The organism is Microbacterium aureliae, assembly GCF_054780155.1.
The window spans coordinates 637,495-660,219 of record NZ_BAAGWW010000002.1 but is presented as its reverse complement, the minus strand read 5'-3'; the positions used below and the strand labels follow the sequence as shown (position 1 = coordinate 660,219).

17 protein-coding genes are annotated in these 22,725 nt (G+C 72.2%); 12 read left to right on the top strand and 5 right to left on the bottom strand.

All coding sequences use genetic code 11. The features are described from left to right. Positions 1 to 125 precede the first annotated feature (125 nt). A complete protein-coding gene (locus ACYVF4_RS09200) occupies positions 126 to 1,430 on the top strand; it encodes an aminotransferase class III-fold pyridoxal phosphate-dependent enzyme (protein WP_460721946.1) in 1,305 nt (434 codons plus the stop codon). A gap of 76 nt (positions 1,431 to 1,506) precedes the next feature. Further along, a complete protein-coding gene (locus ACYVF4_RS09195) occupies positions 1,507 to 3,039 on the top strand; it encodes a CoA-acylating methylmalonate-semialdehyde dehydrogenase (RefSeq protein ID WP_460721944.1) in 1,533 nt (510 codons plus the stop codon). Between the two features lie 20 nt (positions 3,040 to 3,059). Here ACYVF4_RS09195 and ACYVF4_RS09190 read toward each other — a convergent pair whose 3' ends face one another. Together ACYVF4_RS09190 and ACYVF4_RS09185 are read right to left on the bottom strand one after the other, a co-directional pair. After that, a complete protein-coding gene (locus ACYVF4_RS09190; RefSeq protein ID WP_460721942.1) occupies positions 3,060 to 4,028 on the bottom strand; it encodes a diacylglycerol/lipid kinase family protein in 969 nt (322 codons plus the stop codon). A gap of 26 nt (positions 4,029 to 4,054) precedes the next feature. Continuing rightward, entirely contained in the window at positions 4,055 to 4,501 is a 447-nt protein-coding gene (locus ACYVF4_RS09185) for an Lrp/AsnC family transcriptional regulator (RefSeq protein WP_460723103.1), read from the bottom strand. A gap of 130 nt (positions 4,502 to 4,631) precedes the next feature. On the opposite strand from ACYVF4_RS09185, the gene ACYVF4_RS09180 reads away from it, so the two are divergent. Together ACYVF4_RS09180 and ACYVF4_RS09175 are read left to right on the top strand one after the other, a co-directional pair. Beyond that, positions 4,632 to 6,032, top strand: coding sequence for a DUF6421 family protein (locus ACYVF4_RS09180; RefSeq protein WP_460721940.1), 1,401 nt, complete (start codon positions 4,632 to 4,634; stop codon positions 6,030 to 6,032). Then, entirely contained in the window at positions 6,029 to 6,697 is a 669-nt protein-coding gene (locus tag ACYVF4_RS09175) for an SDR family NAD(P)-dependent oxidoreductase (RefSeq protein WP_460721938.1), read from the top strand. Before ACYVF4_RS09180 ends, ACYVF4_RS09175 begins: the two co-directional genes overlap by 4 nt. 3 nt (positions 6,698 to 6,700) lie before the next feature. Here the strand turns inward: ACYVF4_RS09175 and ACYVF4_RS09170 are convergent, their stop codons facing one another. After that, complete coding sequence (locus tag ACYVF4_RS09170; protein ID WP_460723102.1) at positions 6,701 to 8,113, bottom strand: MFS transporter; 1,413 nt, start codon at positions 8,111 to 8,113, stop codon at positions 6,701 to 6,703. 161 nt (positions 8,114 to 8,274) lie between these two features. On the opposite strand from ACYVF4_RS09170, the gene ACYVF4_RS09165 reads away from it, so the two are divergent. After that, positions 8,275 to 9,345, top strand: a complete 1,071-nt coding sequence (locus ACYVF4_RS09165) for a threonine aldolase family protein (RefSeq protein ID WP_460721936.1) — start codon at positions 8,275 to 8,277, stop codon at positions 9,343 to 9,345. Between the two features lie 7 nt (positions 9,346 to 9,352). On the opposite strand, the gene ACYVF4_RS09160 is transcribed toward ACYVF4_RS09165, so the two are convergent. Together ACYVF4_RS09160 and ACYVF4_RS09155 are read right to left on the bottom strand one after the other, a co-directional pair. Continuing rightward, complete coding sequence (locus ACYVF4_RS09160) at positions 9,353 to 11,269, bottom strand: M3 family metallopeptidase (RefSeq protein ID WP_460721934.1); 1,917 nt, start codon at positions 11,267 to 11,269, stop codon at positions 9,353 to 9,355. A gap of 22 nt (positions 11,270 to 11,291) precedes the next feature. Beyond that, the gene (locus ACYVF4_RS09155) at positions 11,292 to 11,879 is read right to left on the bottom strand and encodes an NUDIX hydrolase family protein (protein ID WP_460721932.1); all 588 of its coding nucleotides are present in this window, start codon (positions 11,877 to 11,879) and stop codon (positions 11,292 to 11,294) included. 89 nt (positions 11,880 to 11,968) lie between these two features. Between ACYVF4_RS09155 and ACYVF4_RS09150 the strand changes: the two genes are divergently transcribed. From ACYVF4_RS09150 to ACYVF4_RS09120, 7 genes are all read left to right on the top strand, one after another. Continuing rightward, positions 11,969 to 12,622 carry an alpha/beta hydrolase gene (locus ACYVF4_RS09150; protein ID WP_460721930.1) on the top strand — a complete coding sequence of 218 codons (654 nt, stop codon included), beginning with the start codon at positions 11,969 to 11,971 and terminating at the stop codon, positions 12,620 to 12,622. A gap of 58 nt (positions 12,623 to 12,680) precedes the next feature. After that, the gene (locus ACYVF4_RS09145; protein ID WP_460721928.1) at positions 12,681 to 17,423 is read left to right on the top strand and encodes an ATP-dependent helicase; all 4,743 of its coding nucleotides are present in this window, start codon (positions 12,681 to 12,683) and stop codon (positions 17,421 to 17,423) included. Next, positions 17,416 to 18,222, top strand: a complete 807-nt coding sequence (locus tag ACYVF4_RS09140) for a DNA-formamidopyrimidine glycosylase family protein (RefSeq protein ID WP_460721926.1) — start codon at positions 17,416 to 17,418, stop codon at positions 18,220 to 18,222. The genes ACYVF4_RS09145 and ACYVF4_RS09140 overlap by 8 nt, the downstream gene beginning before the upstream one ends. Before the next feature lie 239 nt (positions 18,223 to 18,461). Next, positions 18,462 to 19,640, top strand: coding sequence for an ABC transporter ATP-binding protein (locus ACYVF4_RS09135; RefSeq protein ID WP_460721924.1), 1,179 nt, complete (start codon positions 18,462 to 18,464; stop codon positions 19,638 to 19,640). 48 nt (positions 19,641 to 19,688) lie between these two features. Further along, complete coding sequence (locus tag ACYVF4_RS09130; protein WP_460721922.1) at positions 19,689 to 20,873, top strand: ABC transporter substrate-binding protein; 1,185 nt, start codon at positions 19,689 to 19,691, stop codon at positions 20,871 to 20,873. Beyond that, the gene (locus tag ACYVF4_RS09125) at positions 20,866 to 21,816 is read left to right on the top strand and encodes an ABC transporter permease (protein ID WP_460721920.1); all 951 of its coding nucleotides are present in this window, start codon (positions 20,866 to 20,868) and stop codon (positions 21,814 to 21,816) included. The genes ACYVF4_RS09130 and ACYVF4_RS09125 overlap by 8 nt, the downstream gene beginning before the upstream one ends. Continuing rightward, the gene (locus ACYVF4_RS09120) at positions 21,813 to 22,724 is read left to right on the top strand and encodes an ABC transporter permease (RefSeq protein WP_460721918.1); all 912 of its coding nucleotides are present in this window, start codon (positions 21,813 to 21,815) and stop codon (positions 22,722 to 22,724) included. Before ACYVF4_RS09125 ends, ACYVF4_RS09120 begins: the two co-directional genes overlap by 4 nt. Position 22,725 lies beyond the last annotated feature (1 nt).

The window sequence follows — 22,725 nt, the reverse complement described above, 5'->3', positions numbered from 1 at the left end:
CCGGCGTCCGGACGATCTGTCCGCTCACGTCGCTCGACGACCGGGATCGTGTCTTGACCCCCGGTCGTCGAGCGACGAACGTTGCCACAGACGACTCGTCCGGCGCCCGCAGGAAGGACCCCTCGATGACCGAAGACCTCGACGCTCGAGCCAGAGAACTGGACCGAGCACACGTCTTCCACTCCTGGCTGGCGCAGGCCGGGCTGGACCTGCCCGTCGTCGCCGGCGGGTCCGGCAGCACGGTGTGGGACCACGCGGGCAACCGCATGCTCGACTTCTCGAGCCAGCTCGTCAACGTCAACATCGGCCACCAGCATCCGGCCGTGGTCAAGGCGATCCAGGAGCAGGCGGGTCAGCTGGCGACCATCGGCCCCGCCACCGCCCATCTGAAGCGCGGCGAGGCCGCCGCGCGGATCCTGGACCGCGCCCCCGCCGGCTTCGACAAGGTCTTCTTCACCAACGGCGGCGCGGACGCTATCGAGAACGCCATCCGCATGGCGCGAATCCACACCGGACGCGACACCGTCCTGTCGACGTACCGGTCGTACCACGGCAACACCGGTGCGGCCATCGTGGCCACCGGCGACTGGCGACGCCTGCCCAACCGCTACGCGCGCGGGCACGTGCACTTCTTCGGTCCCTACCTCTACCGCAGCGAGTTCTGGGCGACCACCCCCGAGCAGGAGTGCGAGCGGGCGCTGCGCCACCTCGAGCGGGTCATCCAGTCCGAGGGGGCGGACACCATCGCCGCCGTGCTGCTGGAGTCCATCCCCGGCACCGCCGGCATCCTCGTCCCCCCGCCCGGCTACCTCGCCGGCGTGCGCGCGCTGTGCGACCGCTACGGGATCATCCTCATCCTCGACGAGGTGATGGCGGGGTTCGGCCGGACCGGGCGCTGGTTCGCCTTCCAGGGCCACGACGTCGTCCCCGACCTCATCACCTTCGCCAAGGGGGTCAACTCCGGCTACGTGCCGGTGGGCGGCGTGATCATCTCGGCGCCGATCGCCGCGACCTTCGACGAGCGGGTGTTCCCGGGCGGCCTGACCTACTCCGGCCACCCGCTGGCCGCGGCATCCATCGTCGCCGCCCTCGACGCCATGGAGCAGGAGGGCATCGTCGACCACGCCCGCGCGATCGGCGAGGACACCCTGGGCCCGGGCCTGCGCGACCTTGCCGACCGCCACCCGGTCATCGGCGAGGTGCGCGGCGAGGGCGTGTTCTGGGCGCTGGAGTTCGTCGCCGACCGCGAGAGCCGCGAGCCGGTGCCGGCGAGCTTCATCGGACGCCTCAAGGGCGAGCTCGTCTCGCGCGGGCTGCTGCCCTTCGTCGCCGAGAACCGCGTCCACGTCGTGCCCCCGTGCGTGGTCACCGCCGACGAGGTGGGCCAAGCGCTCGAGATCTACGACGCCGCCCTGACCGCCGTGTCCTGACCGGGGCTTGCATCCCCGGCATCCGCACGCAGACTGAGACAAGACCCCCACGAGGGGCATCCACGAGAGGACGAAGATGACCGACACCACCACCCTCGAACACGAGGCGCCCACCGCCACCGCGATCGTCGACCACTGGGTCGGAGGCCGAGCGTGGCAGGGAGAGTCCGACCGCACCGGCGACGTGTTCGACCCCGCCCGCGGCGTCGTCCAGCGCGAGGTGCGGATGGCCGGCGCCGCCGACATGGACCACGCCGTCCAGGTGGCCACCGAGGCGGCGGCCGTGTGGGGCGACACGTCGATCGCCAAGCGCCAGCAGGTGATGTTCGCCTTCCGCGAGATCGTCAACCAGCGCAAGGACGAACTCGCCCGCATCCTCACCAGCGAGCACGGCAAGGTACTCTCGGACGCCCACGGCGAGATCGCGCGCGGCCTCGAGGTCGTGGAGTTCGCGTGCGGACTCGGCCACCTCACCAAGGGCGCGTACAGCGAGAACGCCTCGAGCGGCATCGACGTCTACACGCTGCGCCAGCCGCTCGGGGTGGTGGGCATCATCAGCCCGTTCAACTTCCCCGCGATGGTGCCGATGTGGTTCTTCTCGGTCGCCCTGGCCGCAGGCAACGCGGTGATCCTCAAGCCGAGCGAGAAGGACCCCTCCGCGGCGAACTGGATGGCCGCCGCCCTCACCGAGGCAGGCCTGCCCGACGGCGTGTTCAACGTCGTCCACGGCGACAAGGTCGCGGTGGACGCACTGCTGGAGCACCCCGACGTCCGCGCCGTCTCGTTCGTGGGCTCGACCCCCATCGCGCGCTACGTGTACGAGACCGGCACCCGCGCCGGCAAGCGCGTGCAGGCGCTCGGCGGGGCGAAGAACCACATGCTGGTCCTGCCCGACGCCGACCTCGACCTCGCCGCCGACGCCGCCGTCAACGCCGGGTTCGGCTCGGCCGGCGAACGCTGCATGGCGATCTCGGTCGTGCTGGCCGTCGACACCGTCGCCGACGCGCTGGTCGAGAAGATCTCGCAGCGCATGGCGGGCCTGCGCACCGGCGACGGCATGCGCGGGTGCGACATGGGGCCGCTCATCACCGGCGCCCACCGCGACAAGGTGGCCTCGTACGTCGACGTCGCCGCCGGCGACGGCGCGTCGGTGGTCGTGGACGGCCGCGGGATCGACGTCGACGGCGACCCGAACGGGTTCTGGGTCGGGCCCACGCTGCTGGACAAGGTGCCCACCTCGTCGGCGGCCTACCAGGACGAGATCTTCGGCCCCGTCCTCTCGGTCGTCCGCGTCGAGGGCTACCAGGAGGGCCTGGACCTGATCAACGCCGGCGCCTTCGGCAACGGCACGGCGATCTTCACCAACGACGGCGGGGCCGCCCGGCGATTCCAGCGCGAGGTGCAGGTCGGGATGATCGGCATCAACGTCCCGATCCCCGTCCCCGTCGCCTACCACTCCTTCGGCGGCTGGAAGGCGTCGCTGTTCGGCGACGCCAAGGCGTACGGCCCGCACGGCTTCGAGTTCTTCACCGCCGAGAAGGCCGTGACCTCCCGGTGGCTGGACCCGTCGCACGGCGGCATCAACCTGGGGTTCCCGCAGCACACCTGAGTCGGCCGGCCCGGAGCGGTTCAGTGCGCGCCGGGCGCGGGGGCGAACACCGTCACCGCGTCCGGCACCGCACGGCATCGCAGCGTGAACCCGCCGTCGGGCTGCGGCTCGATCTCGCCGTCGTGGACGAAGACCGACGGATGCCCGGCGCCGGGGCGGACGGTGAGGTCGAACTGGCCGCGGATGAGGCGCTCGACGTCGGTGCGGGGCGGCATGAGCCCGAACACGCGGAGGACCGCGGCCGTCCGCCGGCCGAACGCGAGGGCCGCCACGGCACGCAGCCGCGACCCGCGCGCGTGGTGGATGCGGATGTCCAGAACGGGGTCCGTCGGGCTCTCGCGACGCATCGTCGCCACCCGGCGGGGGTCGTTGCGGCCGGCCCCGACGAACACCGACCACACCCGCGCGCGCCGCGCATCGTGGACGACGACCAGCGGGTCGGCCTCGTGGAGCGCGCGCCAGGCGGCCACCACCGCGCCGAGCCACTTGCCGAGCTGCGCGCGCCGGCGCTCGCGCTCGTCGATCAGCTCGGGGTACGCGCCGACGGACACCGCGTTGAGGACCAGGCGGCGGCGCCCGTCGTCGGTGACGACCTCGAGTGCGCTCACCGACCGGGTCGCGCCGTCGGCCCAGGCCGTCGCCGCCACCGAGACGTCGGCGACTCCGACAGAACGCGCGAAATGGTTGTAGGTGCCGCCGGGCAGGACCAGCAGCGGCCGCTCCCAGCGCCGCGCGAGATCGGCCATGATCGCGACCGATCCGTCGCCGCCGTACACCCCGAGGACCGCGGGCGGCGTCGCGCCTGCCATCTCCCGCTCCACCACGGCGGCCATGTCCTCGTCGTCGGCGAGCTCGTGGACGCGCGCGCCGGGGAAGGACGCCGACAGGTCGGCGGGGACGCGCAGCACCGCGGTGCCCGCGCGGGCGTTCCGCACGATGAAGAGGCCGCGGGCGTCCTGCGCCGGCGCGTCATCGGTCGTCGTGGGCATCGCCTGAGGCTACCCTCCCCGTCTGCTCAGGCGGGGAGGAGCGGCCGGTTCTCGAAGAAGGTCTGCAGGACCACGGTCGTCCGCGTGCTCACCGACGCGGCCTGCCGGATGTCGCGGATGAGGTCCTCGAGCGCGCGGGGTGTCGCCACCCGCACGAAGAGGATGTAGCTGGCGTTGCCGGCGATCGAATGGCACGCCTCGATCTCGGCGAGGTGGGCGAGCTGCTCGGGAGCGGTGTCGGGCTGCGCGGGATCCAGCGGCGTGATCTCGATGAACGCCGCCAGCGGCTTGCCCGCCGCGGCCGGATCGACCATGGCGCGGTATCCGGTGATCACGCCTCGGCTCTCGAGACGGCGCAGGCGGGCCTGCACCGCCGACACCGACAGGCCGACGGCGCGGGACAGCTCGGCGAGGGTCGTCCGGGCGTCCTGCGACATCCGGTGCACGATGCGGCGGTCGACCGGGTCGTCCAGACGCGGGGAAAGGTCGGTCACGACAGCGAGACTAGCAGTCTCAGGCGCTCTGGACAGGAAACTTTCCGGTGTACGAGCGGCTGAGACGGAGGATCTTTAGAATTCTTCCAGACCTGACCCCCGGAGCGACATGACCCTCTCTCTTCCCGCCGACCGCGATCTCGCCGCCGTCGGCGACGTCCGACACACCCCCTCCTGGCTGACGCTGAAATCCGCCGTCACCGCCCTGCAGTCGCTGCAGGCGAAGGATGGCTCGGTGCCGGATGCCGGCCAGCACGCCCACGCCGCCCGCCTGGTGGACGACATCATCGCGGCGATCGAGGAGCTGCGACCGAGGTTCCCGCACGACGACGCCTACCTGGGTGCCCTCGTGGTCGACTTCGCCCGCTGGGCGCGGGAGGGCTTCGCCGTCCCGGACTTCCTCGATTCGCTCGTGGCCTTCCAGCCGCAGCAGCACCGCGTGGACGGGCTGCAGCATCTGGTCGTCTTCCCGATGTACACGCAGAACGGCTCGCCCGACCGGCACGTCGAGGCGGTGCTCGTCGAGGTGATCTGGCCAGAGTTCATCGACCGCCTCGAGACCGAATACACCAACAAGCTCTTCGTCTCGCTGCGATTCATCGACTTCACGGCGGGCTACGACACCAACTCCGCCGTGCTCTTCCCCGAGACCGTCGCCATGCGCGAGATCCCCACGTTCACGTGGGGCGCGATCTTCCAGGACCGCGAGGCCGCGCGGTACCGCCGGGTCGTCCGCGCCGCCGCCGGGATCACGAAGCTCGAGCTGCCCGTCGAGGCCGCGCGCCTGCTCGAGGACCAGGAGCTGGCCGAGAAGACCTTCGTGATGTGGGACATCATCCACGACCGCACGCACATGCGCGGCGATCTGCCGTTCGACCCGTTCATGATCAAGCAGCGGATGCCGTACTTCCTCTACTCGCTGGAGGAGCTCCGGTGCGACCTCACGGCGTTCCGCGAATGCGTCTCGATCCAGCAGCGGCTGCGCGCGCGCCGCGAGGAGGGCGCCGAGCTCGACGCCGCCGAGCGCGAGATGCTCGAGCACGCGGGCCTCGTGCAGTACGCGGTCCTGTTCGACCGGATCTTCCGCTTCGCCATCACGGGCACCCGCGTGCGCAATTACGACGGGCTCGGCGGGCAGCTGCTCTTCGCGTGGCTCCACCAGCGCGGGGTCCTGCACTGGACCGATACGGCCCTCGCGTTCGACTGGGACGACGTCCCGGCTGCGGTCGTCGCGCTGGCCGACGCGATCGACGAGCTGTACTGGCGATCGATCGATCGTCCGAAGACCGCGCACTGGCTCGCGGCCTACGACCTGGTCCGCGGTGTGCTGACCCCGCACCCGGCCTCGATGTGGGCGCGGGGACTGCCCGAAGAAGTGCTGGCCGGCCCGCCGAAGGGCTACACCGACGCCGTCCTCGACGACGAGTTCCCGCTGTCGATGTTCTATGAGGCGCTCGAGAAGAAGATGCGCCCGGTGATCGACGGGGTCGCCGGGATCACGGGCCGATGAGCGGGGTCGCCGGTCGCACCGTCGTGCTCGCCGGCGCCACGAGCGCCGCGGGACTGGCCGTGGGCCGCGCGCTGCGAGAGGCCGGCGCTCGCGTGATCGGCGTCGGCCGCGACCGCGGGAAGCTCGACATCCTCGCCGAGGCCGTTCCCGGCCTCGTCACCGAGCAGTGCGACCTGACCGACGAGGCCGACGTGCGTACGCTCGCGGCCCGGATCATCGATGCCGAGCCCGCGATCGACGGCATCGTGCACCTGGTCGGCGGATGGCGGGGCGGCGGCGGCCTGGCGGGTCAGAGCGACGAGGACTACCGCTTCCTGGAGCGCTCCCTGACCGCGCTCCGCCATGTCTCCCGGGCCTTCGACGGCGCGCTCCGCTCGTCCGACGCCGGACGCCTGGCCATTGTGTCCTCCACCGCCGTCGCGCGGCCGCTCGCCGGCGGCGCGAACTACGCCGCCGTCAAGGCCGCGAGCGAGGCGTGGGCGCACGCGGTCGCCCACGGTTTCGCCAAGGACGCCCGCGATCGCGGTGCGCCGCTGCAGGCGGCATCCGTCATCTTCCGCGTCGAGAGCCTCGACCCGGTGACCGAGCGCCTGGCCCAGGCGATCGTGGAACTGTGGGACGCCGAGACCGCCGACCTCAACGACTCCGTGCGCGAGCTGGCGTAGCGCTCAGCCCGCCGGGGACCCGGGAACCTGCGGAGTCCCATCGGGCGACCCGGGCAGATCCGGCGCCCCCGCGGCGACGGCGCGGGCCGTCACGTCGTCGGCGGGCCCCTCGGGCCGGAGGGACCCGGTCGTGCCCTGGAACTGCGCCGACAGCAGCCGGTAGGACCTCGTCGTGAAGGCCAGCAGGGCGAGGACGACCATGATGAGGCCGGCGAAGAGGAACACCAGGGCGATGCCGCGCGCCTCGCCGTCGCCGAGCAGCCAGCCCCACGTGCGCGCGCCGTCGTCGGAGCGCATGAACGGGATGATGGCGAACTCGGCGATCGGGGCGATCAGGAAGGCGGTCACGGGTGCGGCCGCGGATTCCACCGCCGCGGCGAAGCCGAACACGCGGCCCTGCCTGCGATAGGGCACGACCTTCTGGATGACGGTCTGCTCGGCGGCCTCGACCACCGGGATGATCATCATGTAGACCCAGATGCCCAGCGCGTACAGCCACCACCACTCGCGGATGGTGAAGAAGGCGCCGAGCAGGCCCATCACGATCACGATCCGCAGCATCGTGCGGATGGGGTTGCGGCCCAGGCCGAACTTCGCGACGAACAGCCCGCCGATGATGAAGCCGGTCGCCGTGACGCCCAGGACGACGCCCCAGATCTCGACCGCGAAGAGCGTCAGGCCGTACGGGTCCATGAGCGCCATGTAGACGCCCCCGATGAGGTTGTTGAACGTCGAGAAGACGATGAGCGCGAACAGCCCGCCGACGGCGCGCACGGCGGCGATCGAGCCCTTGAGGTCCACCGCCGAGCGGCTGCCGTCGGCGACCGGCTGCTCCTCGGGGATCCGCAGGAAGAGCAGGTGGGCGAGCGCGGCGGCGGTGAGGACGATGGCGATCAGCAGCGTCCACCCCATGCCGAGGAATCCGATCGCGAGCCCCGAGAACACGCTGGTGACGATGAAGGCTACGCCCTGCACGGTGCCGACCAGGCCGTTGGCGTTGGCGTGCCGTTCGACCGGGACCAGCAGCGTCACCGTGGTGGACAGGGCGATGTTGCGCATGTGCTCGACGACGGATCCGAACAGGATGATGCCGGCGAACAGCCAGAACCACGGACCGCCGAGATCGACCAGGGAGGACTCGGGCTGCAGCAGGTAGGTCACGCCGGCGAGGAGGAAGGACGCCAGGCTCACCACGCTCGAGAGCACCATCACGGCGTGCTTGCGATGCCGGTCGACGATGGTGCCGAAGAGCATCGCGAAGAACGCGATGAGCAGCATGTACGCGCCGCCGATGACCCCCGTGGCCAGCACCGAGCGGGTCTCGAGATAGACCCAGAAGGTCAGCGCGAACCATAGGAAGCTGGTGGTGACGTTGGCCGCGGCGGTGTTGACCAGCACGTGCCCGAACGTGCGCATCCCGCCGGGAGGAGGGGTGATCCCGGCATCCGGGCCGTGTCCCGCCGGGGCGGTCGAAACGCTCACGAGGGCGAGGGTACTCCCCGTCGCCGACATCCGCCGGGGACCCGGCGCCGGCCGCGAGGCCGGCGGGGACGGCGCGGGACGTAGGCTGGGATCTCGTGACCACGATCCACGACCCGAACGTCCGCGGCTTCGCCTCGGACAACTACTCCGGCGTCCACCCCGAGGTGCTCGCGGCCATCGCCGCCGCCAACGACGGCCACCAGATCGCCTACGGCGAGGACGACTACACCGCCCGGCTGCAGCAGGTCTTCACGGGGCATTTCGGCGAGGGCGTCGTCGCCTTCCCGGTCTTCAACGGCACCGGCGCCAACGTCGTCGGCCTGCAGTCGATGCTGCCGCGCTGGGGAGCGGTGATCGCCGCGTCGACCGCGCACATCAACGTCGACGAGGGCGGGGCGCCCGAGCGGGTCGCCGGGATCAAGCTGCTCACCGTTCCCGCCCCCGACGGCAAGCTCACCCCCGACCTCATCGACCGCGAAGCATGGGGCTGGGGCGACGAGCACCGCGCCCAGCCGCTCGTCGTCTCGATCACGCAGTCCACCGAGCTCGGCACCCTGTACACCGTCGACGAGATCCGCGCCATCGCCGACCACGTGCACACCCGCGGCATGCGCCTGCACATGGACGGCGCGCGCATCTCCAACGCCGCCGCGGCGCTGGAGATGCCCGTGCGCGCCTTCACGCGGGATGCCGGGGTGGACGTGCTGAGCTTCGGCGGCACCAAGAACGGGGCCATGCTCGGCGAGGCGATCGTCGTGCTCGAGCCCGCGGCATCCGAGGGTCTGCTGTTCCTCCGCAAGCTCAACATGCAGCTGTCGTCGAAGATGCGGTTCGTCTCGGCACAGCTGATCGCGCTGCTCGAGGGCGACCTGTGGCTGCGCAACGCCCGTCACGCCAACGCCATGGCTCAGCGCCTGCGGGCCGGGGTCGAGGCGGGTCTGGCCGACGGCTCGATCCAGGGGGTGTCCTTCACCCAGCCCACGCAGGCCAACGGCGTGTTCGCGACGCTGCCCGACGGGATCGCCGACCGCCTGCGCGCCTCGTTCCGCTTCTACGACTGGGATGCCGCCCGCAACGAAGTGCGCTGGATGTGCTCGTTCGACACCACCGAGGACGACATCGACGCCTTCGTCGCCGCCATCGCCCGCGAGACCACGCGCGGCTGAAGCCCGGCTACTCGCCGGCGAGCCACGCGCGGTAGGCCTCGAACGACGTCGGCCGGCCGAGGAAGCCCTCGACCAGGTCGCGCGCGTCGCGGCTGCCGCCGGGCTCGAGGATCTGTGCGCGGTAGCGCGCGGCGGTGCCGGCATCCATCAGCCCGTCCGAGAACGCCGACAGCAGATCACGGGCGATGACCAGGCTCCACTGGTACGTGTAGTAGCACGCGCCGTAGCCGGTGAGATGCCCGAATCCCGCGTAGGAGTGCCGACCGGGAAGCGGCTGGACGGGACTCGTCTCGGCGTAGATCCGCTCGGTCGCCGCCTGCAGGTCCGCTGGGCGCTCGACGTGCAGGCGGTACGAGACGCCGGCGTGGCCCAGCTGGCGGCGCACCTCGAGCGCGCGCCCGAAGGCATCGGCCGTGCGCATGCGCTCGACGAGTGCGGCGGGGATCGGCTCCCCCGCGTCGTTCGCGGTGAAGGTCGCCAGGACCGCAGGGTCCCACGCCCACTCCTCGAGCAGCTGGCTGGGCGCCTCGACGAAGTCCCACTCGGTGGCCACGCCGCTGAAGCGCGCCCACCGCTGGTCGCCGCCGAGGATCGCGTGGACGAGGTGGCCGAACTCGTGGAAGAAGGTCACGACCTCGTCGTGCGTCATGAGGCCCCGCGCGAAGTTGCACAGCAGCACCGACTCCGGCAGCCGGCGCCCGCGGATGCCGGGCACCAGCCCGAAGCACGCGGCGTGGCTGAACTTGCCGTCCCGGGGGTGCAGATCCAGGTGGATGCGCCCCAGCCGCTCCCCCGCCCGGACGACGTCGAAGCTGTGGACGTCGTCGTGCCACGCCGGGTCGGACACCGGCTCGTACGCCACGTCCACCAGCGCGCCGGTGGTCCGCAGCACGCCCTCGAGGACGCGATCGAACCGGAAGTACGAACGGACCTCCTGCGCGTCGACGTCGAAGCGCTCACGCTTGAGCACGCCCAGCAGGTACCAGAAGTCCGCGATGGTGACGGCGTCCGCGGCGGGGTCGTCCTGGCGCAGCCGCTCGAGCAGCGCCGGGTACTCCGCAGCGGCGGCGGGGGCGGATGCCGCGTCCAGCCGCTCCAGGAAGCGGACGATCTCGGCGCCCGAGCCGATCATGCGCGGCTCGGTCTCGTAGTCGGCCCACGTCTCGTAGCCCAGCAGCCGGGCCCGCTCCGCACGCACCTCGAGGAGCTCGGCGAGCACGGCGTCGTTCTCGGGCCACGCCATGTCGCTGTACGCACCGACCAGCGCCAGTCGGGTCTCGCGCACCGAGGCGTACTCGCGCACGGGCATGAGGTCGGGGTAGTCGGTGGTGAGCGTCACGAGGCCGTCGTCCTCGGCGGGGTGGGCGTCGACGAAGTCCTGCGGCAGCCCGGCCAGGGCGTCCGGGGCGACGCGGACCTCACGGCGGCCCTCGCGGATGTTCCGCGAGAAGGCGAGGCTCAGCGCGGTGTCGCGTTCGGTCAGCTCGCGCACGCGCACGCGGTCGGCCTCGGCCAGGTCGACGCCGCCGCGCCGGAAGTCGCGGCGGATGTGCTCCAGCAGGCGCGCGGACTGCGGGTCCAGGTCCGCGTCGAGGGCCGTCGCGAAGGCCGCCCACAGGCTGCGGTCGAGCAGGCGCCCGTTCGAGAGCGCCTCGGTCAGCTGGACCTGCTCCTCCGCCGCGGCGCGCACCGCGGCATCCGGGTGGGATTCGCTCACGAGGTAGGACTCGTGGAGGGCCTCGGCGAGGGCGAGCTCGGCGTCGTTCCAGAGCTCCAGCAGCCCGGCGACGTCGAGACCGGCGGGACGGCGCAGCCGCTCGTCGACCCGCTCCACCAGCGCGCGGCGCTCCGCGGGCCGCGCGGTGGCGAAGGCGAGCCAGCCGTCGGAGTCGGTGGGGAAGCGCAGCGGTTCGAGGCCGGTCATCCCCCGAGCCTACGGGCGCGGGTCAGCGCAGAGCGCCGACGCTCGCCAGCGCCAGCCGGATGAGGGTTCCCCGGCCGCCCTCCATCTCGGAGGCCAATGCGTCCGACCAGGCCTCCTCGGGCGAGAGCCACGTGACCTCGAGCGCATCCTGGCGCGGCTCGCACGTGCCGGTGACCGGCACGACGAAGGCCAGCGACACCGCGTGCTGCCGGTCGTCGTGGAAGGCGCTGACGCCCGGGATCGGGAAGTACTCGGCGACCGTGAACGGCACCGGCTGCGGCGGCAGCAGCGGGAAGGCCATGGGCCCGAGATCGTTCTCGAGATGGCGGAAGAGGGCGTCGCGCACCGTCTCGCCGTAGCGCACGCGGCCCGAGACGATCGTGCGGGTGATCTCGCCGATCGGGGTGGCCCGCAGCAGGATGCCGACCTCGGTCACCTGACCCATGCCGTCGGTGCGCACCGGGATGCCCTCGACGTAGAGCATCGGCATCCGCCGCCTCGCCTCGGCCAGCTCGATGTCGCTCAGCCACGCCGGGTTCGACACGTTGCCGGGCGGGGGACCGAACGGCTCGTCGCCGGCAGGCTCGGGATCTGGGGTGCGCACGGACATGCCTCTTGTATACCCCGTTCCCGGCTTCTCGCCATCCCGCCCGCGGGCGGACGGATGCCGCGTCGGCGGGTCGTGGCAGGATGTCGGCCATGTCCGCTCCTCTGTCGCTCGACGCCGACGCCGTGCTGTGGTCGCACGAGACCGCCGACCTCGCCGGCCGCCCTCTGCTGGTGCTGCTGCACGGCTACGGCGCGGACGAGAACGACCTGTTCGGGCTGCGCCCGTACCTGCCGGCGGAGTTCGCCGTGGCGGCGCCGGCCGCCCCCCTCACTCCCCCGTGGCCCGCCCCGGGCCGCTCCTGGTATCCGATCGAGGGCCTCGACGGCCGCGACGCCACACACGTGACCGCCGCCGCCGAGGCGCTCGTCGCCTGGGCGGACGAGCACGCGGCGGGCGCGGCATCCGTGGGTCTTCTGGGGTTCTCGCAGGGGGCCGCCGTCGCGCTGCAGGCGATGCGGCTGGCGCCGGCGCGGTTCGCGTTCGCGGTGAACCTCAGCGGCTATGTCACGCCGGGCGACCTGCCCGGCGACGCCGAGCTGGCAGAGGTCCGCCCGCCCGTGTTCTGGGGGCGCGGATCCCGCGACGACGTCATCCCCGCGGCGCTGGTCGAGCACACCGTCCAGTGGCTGCCGGCGCATGTCGAGCTGTCCGGGCGCGTGTACGAGGGGCTCACCCACAGCGTGTCGCAGCAGGAGCTCGACGACGTCGGCGTCTTCCTCGCCAAGCGCCTCGAGGTCCCCTGAGTCCTCCGGACACTGTCAAGCCCGCCTGCGTGTCCGAGGTGGGGGCGAAGATGGGGGCATGGCCCATGTGCTCGAGCGGTTCGGTCCCGCCACGCAGGACTGGTTCCGCGGCGCGTTCTCGGGCCCCACCGACGCGCAGACCGGCGCCTGGCAGGCGATCTCAGCCGGCCGCCACGCCCTCGTGGTCGCCCCGACGGGTTCGGGCAAGACGCTGTCGGCGTTCCTGTGGGCCATCGACCGGGTGTTCCGCGAGAAGTCCGAGCCGGATGCCGGGGGCACGCGCATCCTGTACATCTCACCGCTGAAGGCGCTCGGGGTCGACGTCGAGCGCAACCTCCGCTCCCCTCTTGTGGGCATCGGCCAGGCCGCCCGGCGCCTGGGGATCGCCGTCCCCGACATCACGGTCGGCGTCCGTTCGGGCGACACCTCCTCGGCGGACCGGCGGAAGCTCGTGCAGGCCCCGCCCGACATCCTCATCACCACGCCCGAGTCGCTGTACCTCATGCTCACGAGCCAGGCGGGGCAGACCCTGGGCGACGTGCACACGATCATCGTCGACGAGGTCCACGCGGTCGCCGCCACGAAGCGGGGCGCCCACCTGGCGGTGAGCCTCGAACGGCTCGACGCGCTGCGCCGCGAGCACGATCCGCACGGCGCTCCTGCGCAGCGCATCGGACTGTCGGCGACCGTGCGCCCCATCGACGAGGTCGCGCGGTTCCTGGGCGGGGCGGCCCCGGTCGAGATCGTGGCTCCCCGCGCCACGAAGGCGTTCGACATCGACGTCGTGGTCCCCGTCGAGGACATGCTGAACCCGCCGCCTCCGCCGGGCACCGCGGTCGACGGCGTCGCGGCCGACAGCGGGATGGATGCCGCGTCCGCCGCCGAGGACTGGTTCGCAGACGGCGGGGGCGGGGGCGGGGGCCGTGCCGCCGCGTCCGAGGCCACCGGTTCGGTATGGCCGCACGTCGAAGAGGCCATCGTGGAGCGCATCCTCGCGCACCGCTCGACGATCGTGTTCTGCAACTCACGCCGCCTCGCCGAACGGCTCACCGGCCGGCTCAACGAGATCTACGAGGAGCGGCTCGGCCTCGAGCGGCCCGGCGGGGACGGCGGGCCGCCGGCGGCGATGATGGCGCAGGCGGGGTCGAGCGCGGGGGCCGCGCCCGTCCTCGCCAAGGCCCATCACGGGTCGGTCTCGAAGGAGCAGCGGGCGCAGGTCGAAGAGGAGCTGAAGTCCGGCGTGCTGCGCTGCGTGGTCGCGACCAGCAGCCTCGAACTCGGCATCGACATGGGGGCGGTCGATCTGGTCATCCAAGTCGAAGCGCCGCCGAGCGCGGCATCCGGACTGCAGCGCATCGGCCGCGCCGGCCACCAGGTCGGCGAGGTCAGCCGGGCGGCGCTGTTCCCGAAGCACCGCAGCGACGTGCTTCACACCGCGATCGTCACCGAGCGCATGCTGGCCGGCCGCATCGAGGCGATCTCGATCCCGCAGAACCCGCTGGATATCCTGGCCCAGCAGACCGTCGCCGCGTGCGCGCTGGGGCCGATCGATGTCGAGGGCTGGTTCGAGACCCTCAAGCGCAGCGCGCCGTTCCGCTCGCTGCCGCGGTCGGCGTACGAGGCCACGCTCGACCTCATCGCCGGGCGCTTCCCGTCGGACGAGTTCGCCGAGCTGCGTCCGCGCGTGGTGTGGGACCGCGACGCGGGGACCCTGACCGGCCGCCCCGGGTCGCAGCGCATCGCCGTCACGAGCGGCGGCACCATCCCCGACCGCGGCCTGTTCGGCGTCTTCATCGCCGGCGAATCCCAGAACGCCCGCGTCGGCGAGCTCGACGAAGAGATGGTGTACGAGTCCCGCGTGAACGACGTCTTCACCCTCGGGACGACGAGCTGGCGGATCGTCGAGATCACCCACGACCGCGTGAACGTGCTGCCGGCGTTCGGCCAGCCCGGCAAGCTGCCGTTCTGGCACGGCGACGGCATCGGCCGTCCCGCCGAGCTCGGCGAGGCCCTCGGCGCCTTCTCGCGCGAGGTCTCGGCAGCCGAGCCCGCGCGAGCGCAGGAGCGGCTGCGCGAGGCGGGGCTGGACGACCGCGCGATCGGCAACCTCACCGCCTACCTCGCCGAGCAGCGCGAGGCCACCGGGACTCTGCCGACCGACCGCAGCCTGACCGTCGAGCGCAGCCGGGACGAGGTGGGCGACTGGCGCGTGATCCTGCATTCGCCGTACGGGATGCAGGTGCATGCGCCGTGGGCTCTCGCGGTCAACGCCCGCATCCGCGAGCGCCTGGGCGTCGAAGGCTCGGCCGTGGCCAGCGACGACGGGATCATCGCGCGCATCCCCGACGCCACGGCCGAACCGCCCGGAGCCGAGCTGTTCGTCTTCGACCCCGACGAGCTGGAGCAGATCGTCACCGCCGAGGTCGGCGGCTCGGCGCTGTTCGCGTCGCGGTTCCGCGAGTGCGCGGCCCGCGCCCTGCTGCTGCCCCGCCGGAACCCCGGTCGTCGCAGCCCGCTGTGGCAGCAGCGCCAGCGCTCGGCGCAGCTGCTCGAGGTCGCCCGCCGCTACCCGACGTTCCCGATCATCCTCGAGACCCTGCGCGAGGTGCTGCAGGACGTCTACGACGTGCCCGCCCTGCTGACGCTCGTCCGCGGCATCGGCGAGCGCCGCATCCGCCTCGTCGAGACGACGACCTCGCAGCCCTCGCCGTTCGCCCGCGACCTGCTGTTCGGGTACGTCGGGGCGTTCATATACGAGGGCGACTCGCCGCTGGCGGAGCGCCGTGCCGCGGCGCTGTCGGTGGACCCGGCGCTGCTGGGAGAGCTGCTGGGCAAGGTCGAGATGCGCGAGCTGCTCGACCCGGACGTCATCGCGCAGTTCGAGCGCGAGGCGCAGCGCCTGGCCCCCGAGCGCCGGGTGCGCGGCGTCGAGGGCGTCGCGGACCTGCTGCGACTGCTCGGCCCGCTCGACGCCGCCGAGGTCGCGCTGCGCCTGCGCTCGGATGCCGGCGCCGCCGACGCCCCCTCGGGCGACGACTCCGTCGACGGGGGCGACGCGGCGCCCGCCGCCGAGGGCGACGCGGCGGCGCTTCTGGACGAGCTCGTCACCGCGCGGCGGGCGATCCCGGTGACGGTGGCCGGCCGCACCCGCGTCGCGGCGATCGAGGACGCCGGCCGGCTGCGCGACGGGCTGGGCGCGGCGCTGCCCGTCGGCATCCCGAACGCCTTCCTCGAGCCCCTCGACGACCCGCTCGGCGACCTCGTCGCCCGCTACGCGCGCACCCACGGGCCGTTCCGGACGGATGCCGTCGCCGAACGCCTCGGCGTCGGCACCGCCGTCGCACGGCACACGCTGCAGCGCCTGGAGTCGCAGGGACGGCTGGCCAGCGGCTACTTCCTGCCCGCGGGAACCGGCGACGACGAGATGGAGTGGTGCGACGCCGAGGTGCTGCGCCGCCTGCGGATGCGCTCGCTCGCGGCCATCCGCGGCAGCGTCGAGCCGGTACCGCAGGACGCCTTCGCCCGCTTCCTGCCGATGTGGCAGCACGTGACGAGGCCGCTCGACGGGGTCGACGGCGTCGCGGCGGTCCTCGAGCAGCTGGCCGGGGTGCCGTTGCCGGCCAGCGCCTGGGAGTCGCTCATCCTTCCCGCCCGCGTCGCCGACTACGCACCGGGGATGCTCGACGAGCTGACCTCGACCGGCGAGGTCGTATGGTCGGGGCACGGCAGCCTGCCGGGGCGCGACGGCTGGATCGCGCTGCATCCGGCAGACGGCGCGGCGTTCACACTGCCCGAGCCGGACGAGGAGCTCGCCCCGGATTCCCTCGACGCGCGCCTCGTCGCCGCCCTCGAGGGCGGTGGGGCGTACTTCGCCGCCCAGCTGAAGACCCTGGCGGATGCCGAGAACGAGCAGTCGGTGATCGAGTCGCTGTGGCGGCTGACGTGGGCGGGCCGCGTCACCAACGACACCTTCGCCCCCGTGCGGACCCTCCTGGCGGGCGGACGCACGGCGCACCGGACGGCGCGGCGCGCGCCCCGGGCCCGGATGTACCGGGGCGCCGCGGTGCGGACGGTCGCCGCGTCCGTTCCCGCCCGGCCCTCGGCGATCGGCGGGCGGTGGTCGCTGCTGCCGGCGCCCGAGGCCGACGCCGCCCTGCGGGCCACCGCGACGGCGAGCCTGCTGCTGGACCGCTACGGCGTCGTCACGCGCGGATCGGTGCAGGCCGAGTCGGTGCCCGGCGGCTTCGCGCAGACCTACCGCGTCCTCGCCGGATTCGAGGAGGCCGGGCACTGCCGCCGGGGCTACATCATCGAGAAGCTGGGCGCCGCGCAGTTCGCGGCGTCCGCCACGATCGACCGCATCCGGGAGTTCGCCTCTGCCGGTGACCCGCCGCCGCACCGTGCCGTGACGCTCGCCGCCACCGATCCGGCGAATCCCTACGGCGCCGCGCTGTCGTGGCCGGCGCTCGAGGGGGTCTCGCACCGTCCGGGCCGCAAGGCGGGAGCCCTGGTCGGGCTGGTCGACGGCTTCCTCACGCTGTATCTGGAGCGCGGCGGGAAGTCGGCGCTGGCGTTCACCGACGACGCCGACCGGCTGGCCGCGGCAGCCGCGGATCTCGCCGCGACTGCCCGCAGGCGCCGCCTGGACACCCTCACGATCGAGCAGGTGAACGGGGCCTTCGTCTACGGCACGCCCGTCGGGCAGGCCCTGCGCGACGCCGGGTTCGTCGAATCGCCCCGGGGGCTCACCCTCCGCCGCCTGACGGCGGGCGACGCCGCGCGGGAGGCGGCGCGTGCCTGAGGGCGACACCGTCTACCGTGCCGCCCGACGGCTCGACGAGGTGCTCGCCGGAGCGACCGTCACCAGGTTCGAGCTGCGGGTGCCGCAGGCGGCGACCGTCGATCTCACCGGGCAGGTCGTCCGCGCGGTCGTGCCGCGCGGCAAGCACCTGCTGCACCGCATCGGGGATCTGACGCTGCACTCCCACCTGAAGATGGAGGGGCGCTGGGACATCTACCGTCCGGGCGAGCGGTGGCGGCGCCAGGCCCACACCGCCCGCGCGATCATCTGCGCGAGGCGGCCCGACGGCACCGAGTGGGAGACCGTCGGCTTCGACCTCGCCGACATCGCCGTGGTCCCCACCCGCCACGAGGACACCCTCATCGGCCATCTCGGCCCCGATCCGCTGTCGGATTCGTGGGACCCGGCAGAGGCCGCTCGGCGCCTGGCCGCCGACGACCGCCCCGTCCACGTCGCGCTCCTGGACCAGCGCAACGTCGCCGGGTTCGGCAACGAGTACGTCAACGAGATCCTCTTCGTCCGCGGCACCCGCCCCGATGTGCCGGCCTCGGCGACCGACACCGCGGCGATCGTCGATGTCGGCGCGCGGATGATCCGCGCGAACCGCGATCGGCGGGGGCGCACCTTCACCGGGGACACCCGGGCCGGACGGTCGACCTGGGTGTACGGGCGCGAGGATCGCGCGTGCCGGCGCTGCGGCACCCGCATCCGCAGCGGATCGCTGGGCGCGGACCCCACCCGCGAGCGCAACACCTTCTGGTGCCCGCGGTGCCAGCCCGGTCCCGCACGCGAGGGCTGACGGACGATTTGTCGGCATCGCCGCCGCGGCGCCGGAGCAGACGCACGTGCCACCGATGAAACGCCGGGGTTTCCACGGCGTTACGGGATGCCGGACGGATTGTCGGGCGCGCTCGGATGAGGCCCCGGATCGTCCGGTTCGACAGCCGAACCATTGCACCGCCGCGCGCGCCGTGTATTGAATGACCCAAACATCCACGCCGGGCGCCGTCGCCCGCCGCGATCAGGAGGACCGCCCACGTGACCACGGCCACCGGAACCAGTACCGAGACGGGGACGGCGAACGCCGCGGGCACGGCGGGCGCACGGGGATCGGTCCAGCTCGACGGCGTCACCAAGCGCTACGGCGACGCCGTCGCCGTCGACGACCTGTCGCTGTCGATCCGGCCGGGCGAGTTCATCTCGTTCCTCGGGCCGTCCGGGTGCGGCAAGACCACGACCCTGCGCATGATCGCGGGCTTCGAGAACCCGGATGCCGGAGACATCCGCATCTCGGGCGAATCCGTCCTCGGCGTCCCGCCGTACCGCCGCGACGTCAACACCGTCTTCCAGGCCTACGCGCTCTTCCCCCACCTGTCGGTGGCCGAGAACGTCGCGTACGGCCTGCAGCAGCGCCGGACGCCCAAGAGCCAGATCCGCGATCGGGTGAGCGAAGCGCTCGACCTGGTGCAGATGCGACGCTTCGGCGACCGCAAGCCCACGCAGCTGTCGGGCGGCCAGCAGCAGCGGGTCGCACTCGCGCGCGCCCTCGTGAACCGCCCGGCCGTCCTGCTGCTGGACGAACCGCTCGGGGCGCTGGATCGCCAGCTGCGCGAAGAGATGCAGCTCGAGCTGAAGCTGCTGCAGTCGCGGCTGGGCATCACGTTCGTCTTCGTCACGCACGATCAGGGCGAGGCGCTGTCGATGAGCGACCGCATCGCGATCATGCGGGCGGGACGCATCGAGCAGCTCGCCGACGCCGACACCGTCTACGCGCGCCCCGCCTCGGCGTACGTGGCCGCGTTCGTGGGGCAGCAGAACTTCTTCCGCGGCGAGGTGGCCGAGTCGGGGGCGGCGGTGGCCACGCCGCACGTCCTCGCGCGGGGCGCGTCCGCGGTGCTCGCGGGTCGTCGCACGGGCGAGGCGGCGGTGCGGCCGGAGTACATCCGGATCGCGGCCGACACCGGCGAGCCCGACTCGCGCCCGAACAGCGCGCGGGGCCGCCTCATCGGCATCTCGCACCTGGGCGACACCATGCAGTACCTCGTGCGGCTCGGCGACGACCAGAGCCTGATCGTCCGCCGCCCCACGCCGGATGCGCCCTCGCTCCGCGTCGACGACCCCGTCGTGTGCACGTGGGCCGCCGAGCACGTACTGCTGTTCCCCCTCGACGACACCGCCGCCGAAGAGGGCGGATACGTCGCGCCGCCCACGAGCTGACCCGCCGCCCCCACCCCTGCCCACCCCGCCCGACCCCAGGAGATCCCGATGACCGATCCTCGCAATCCCCTCCGCATCCTCGCCCCCGAGGGGAGCGCCCCCACGATCCTGCGCGAGCTGTCGCGCCGCCGCTTCCTGGGGCTCGCGGCCATGACCGGCGGCGCCGCCTTCCTCGCCGCGTGCAGCGCGGGCGGCGGGAACTCCCCGCAGCCGCAGGCGACCGGCGGCAACCTCGAGAACAGCCTGTCGGTCTACACGTGGGGCGACTACGACTCGCCCGAGGTCGTGGAGTCCTTCACGTCGGAGCTCGGTCCGCGCGTCACGCTGGACTCGTACAGCTCGAACGAGGAGCTCATCGCCAAGCTCATCGCCGCGAAGGGCACGTCGGGCTACGACATCGTCGTCCCGACCGGCGTCTTCGTCCCGCAGATGATCGAGAACGGCCTGCTGCTGCCATTCAACAAGGACCTGCTGCCCAACATGTCCAACATGGACCCCGCCTACCTCGGCCGGGCGTGGGACCCCGAGAACGAGTACTCGGTGTGCAAGGCGTGGGGGACGACCGGATTCGTCTACGACAAGACCGTCATCACGCGCGAGCTCACCACGTGGGGCGACTTCTTCGACGCGGCGCAGAACGAGGCCAGCGGCCGCACCTCGATGTCCGACGACCCCGCCGGTATCCTCGGCGCGTACTTCTGGGCCAACGACATGGACTGGAACACCGAGGACCCCGCAGAGCTCGACGCATGCGCGGACTTCCTGGTGAAGACGATCGCGCCGCACATCACGGCCTTCGACTCGTACGCCGGCAGCAACGCCCTGCCGCAGGGCACCCACGCCCTCATGCAGTGCTGGAACGGCGACGCGCGCCTGGGCCTCATGGAATCCAGCGAGCCCGAGCGCTGGCAGTGGGTGCTGCCCGGCCCCATCACCGAGCTGTGGATGGACAACTGGGCCATCGCCGCCGGAGCGCCCCACCCCGAGGCCGCGCACGCGTTCATCGACTGGTCGATGTCGCCCGAGAACCTCATGCTGAACCTCGACTACATCGGGTACAACGTCGGCGGCAAGGACATGGAGCAGGCGGCCGCCGACGAGGGCCTCGAACTGCTCGACCTGATCTTCTTCACGCCGGAGCAGATCTCGACGATGAAGGAGCAGGTGCTCAACGACTCGCAGTCGCGCCGCGTCGAGATCTGGAACGAGATGAAGGCCGCCGCTGGTGCGTAGCCGCTCGGCAGGAGCCGCGCTCGCCGTTCCGGCCTGGACGTGGCTCCTGCTCTTCTTCGTCGCGCCGGTGCTGATGGTGGTGTGGTTCAGCTTCGGCTACAAGCCCGGCATCTTCGGCACGCACGCCAACGACGTGCTGTCCTTCGACCGCTACGTCGAGGCGATGTCGCCGACGTTCTTCGCCACCTTCCAGAACACCCTGTGGGTGGGCGTCCTCGGCACGATCATCTGCTTCCTCATCGGCGCCCCCGTGGCGTACTGGATGGCCTTCAAGGTCAAGCCCCAGCGGCGGGGTCTGCTCATCGCGCTCGTCCTGGTCCCGTTCTGGACGAACTTCCTCGTCCGCACGATCGGCTGGCAGGTGATCCTCTCGCCCGAGGGCGCGGTGTCCGACTTCCTGCAGACGGTGGGTCTCATCGGCGGGCCGCTGGACATCCTGTACTCGCGCACGGCCGTCCTCATCGGCGTCGTCTACAACTACCTGCCCCTGATGATCCTTCCGCTGTTCGTCGCGTTCGACCGGGTCGGCCCGGCGCTGCGCGAGGCGTCCAAGGACCTGGGCGCCGGCAAGATCGCCACGTTCTTCCGGGTGACCCTGCCGCTGTCGCAGCCCGGCATCATCGCCGGCGTCCTGCTGGTGTTCATCCCGCTGATGGGCGACTACATCACCGCCACCGTCCTCGGCGGCGCCAAGGGCAACATGGTGGGCCAGCTGGTGGCCAGCCAGTTCCAGACCGCGCAGAACTGGGCGCTGGGCTCGGCGATGGCCGTCGTGCTGATGCTCGTCATCACCCTCACCATCGCGGTCGCCGGGTTCATCCTGTGGCTGGCGACCCTGCCCTTCCGCCTGCGCAACCGCCTCGAGCTCGGCCCGGCCGATGAGGGCCGGGCGGATGCCGCGACCGCCGAGCCGGCGAAGACCCCCGCCGAGGTGACCACGTGAGCCAGACCAAGACCGAGTCGTTCCTGCGGCGCGAGGGCGCCAGCGGGCCCAACCGGCGCAGCCGCATCGTGCGGCGCCCGTGGACCGACATCGCGATGAACGTGTGGGGCGTCCTGGTGATGCTCTTCCTGTTCGCGCCGATCATCGTGATCGTCATCTACTCCTTCAACACCGGCCGCCTGCTGGTGGCGTGGGACGGCTTCGGGATCGACGCGTTCCTGACGATCCTCGAGAAGCCCGCCATCCAGAGCGCCGTGCGGGTGTCGCTGATCACCGCCTTCATCGCGGCGATCATCGCCACCGCGCTCGGCACCCTCGCCGGGATCGCGATGGCGCGGCATCCCGGCAAGTGGACGTGGTGGTTCCTGGGCCTGCTGCTGTTCGTGTCGGTGACCCCCGAGATCGTCGACGCCGTCGCCCTGCTGCCGTGGATGGTCTTCCTCGGTCAGGACCTCGGCCTGTCGATGTTCAACGACGGCATCGTGCGCCTGTCGGTGGGCTCATCGCTGTTCGCGACGGCGGTGGTGTCGTACATCGTCCGCGCCCGGCTCGTCGGGCAGGACGCGAACCTCGAAGAGGCCTCGGGCGATCTGTACGCCAAGCCGATCGCCACCTTCCGCCGCGTGACGCTGCCGCTGGCGATGCCGGCCGTCCTCGCCGGCTTCCTGCTGGCGTTCACCCTCAGCCTCGACAACACGATCATCGCCGCGTTCGTGCAGGTCTCGGGCACGACGCCGTGGCCGGTGTACGTCCTGAGCGCCGTCCGGTCGGGACTGCGCCCCGAGATCGCCGCGGTGTCCACCATCATGCTGCTGCTGACGCTGGTCGCCCTCGCGCTCGTCGCCCTCGTGCTCAAGCGGGCCGGTGACAACGCCACCCAGATCGCCCGCACGATGACGGGCGGATGAC

Excerpts from the sequence above, each read along its gene's own strand:
- ACYVF4_RS09130 (WP_460721922.1), top strand. The coding sequence starts at position 19,689 with ATGACCGATCCTCGCAATCCCCTCCGCATCCTCGCCCCCGAGGGGAGC.
- ACYVF4_RS09160 (WP_460721934.1), bottom strand. The coding sequence starts at position 11,269 with ATGACCGGCCTCGAACCGCTGCGCTTCCCCACCGACTCCGACGGCTGG.
- ACYVF4_RS09190 (WP_460721942.1), bottom strand. The coding sequence starts at position 4,028 with ATGCCCACGACGACCGATGACGCGCCGGCGCAGGACGCCCGCGGCCTC.
- ACYVF4_RS09200 (WP_460721946.1), top strand. The coding sequence starts at position 126 with ATGACCGAAGACCTCGACGCTCGAGCCAGAGAACTGGACCGAGCACAC.
- ACYVF4_RS09150 (WP_460721930.1), top strand. The coding sequence starts at position 11,969 with ATGTCCGCTCCTCTGTCGCTCGACGCCGACGCCGTGCTGTGGTCGCAC.
- ACYVF4_RS09145 (WP_460721928.1), top strand. The coding sequence starts at position 12,681 with ATGGCCCATGTGCTCGAGCGGTTCGGTCCCGCCACGCAGGACTGGTTC.
- ACYVF4_RS09175 (WP_460721938.1), top strand. The coding sequence starts at position 6,029 with ATGAGCGGGGTCGCCGGTCGCACCGTCGTGCTCGCCGGCGCCACGAGC.
- ACYVF4_RS09155 (WP_460721932.1), bottom strand. The coding sequence starts at position 11,879 with ATGTCCGTGCGCACCCCAGATCCCGAGCCTGCCGGCGACGAGCCGTTC.
- ACYVF4_RS09170 (WP_460723102.1), bottom strand. The coding sequence starts at position 8,113 with ATGCGCACGTTCGGGCACGTGCTGGTCAACACCGCCGCGGCCAACGTC.
- ACYVF4_RS09195 (WP_460721944.1), top strand. The coding sequence starts at position 1,507 with ATGACCGACACCACCACCCTCGAACACGAGGCGCCCACCGCCACCGCG.
- ACYVF4_RS09180 (WP_460721940.1), top strand. The coding sequence starts at position 4,632 with ATGACCCTCTCTCTTCCCGCCGACCGCGATCTCGCCGCCGTCGGCGAC.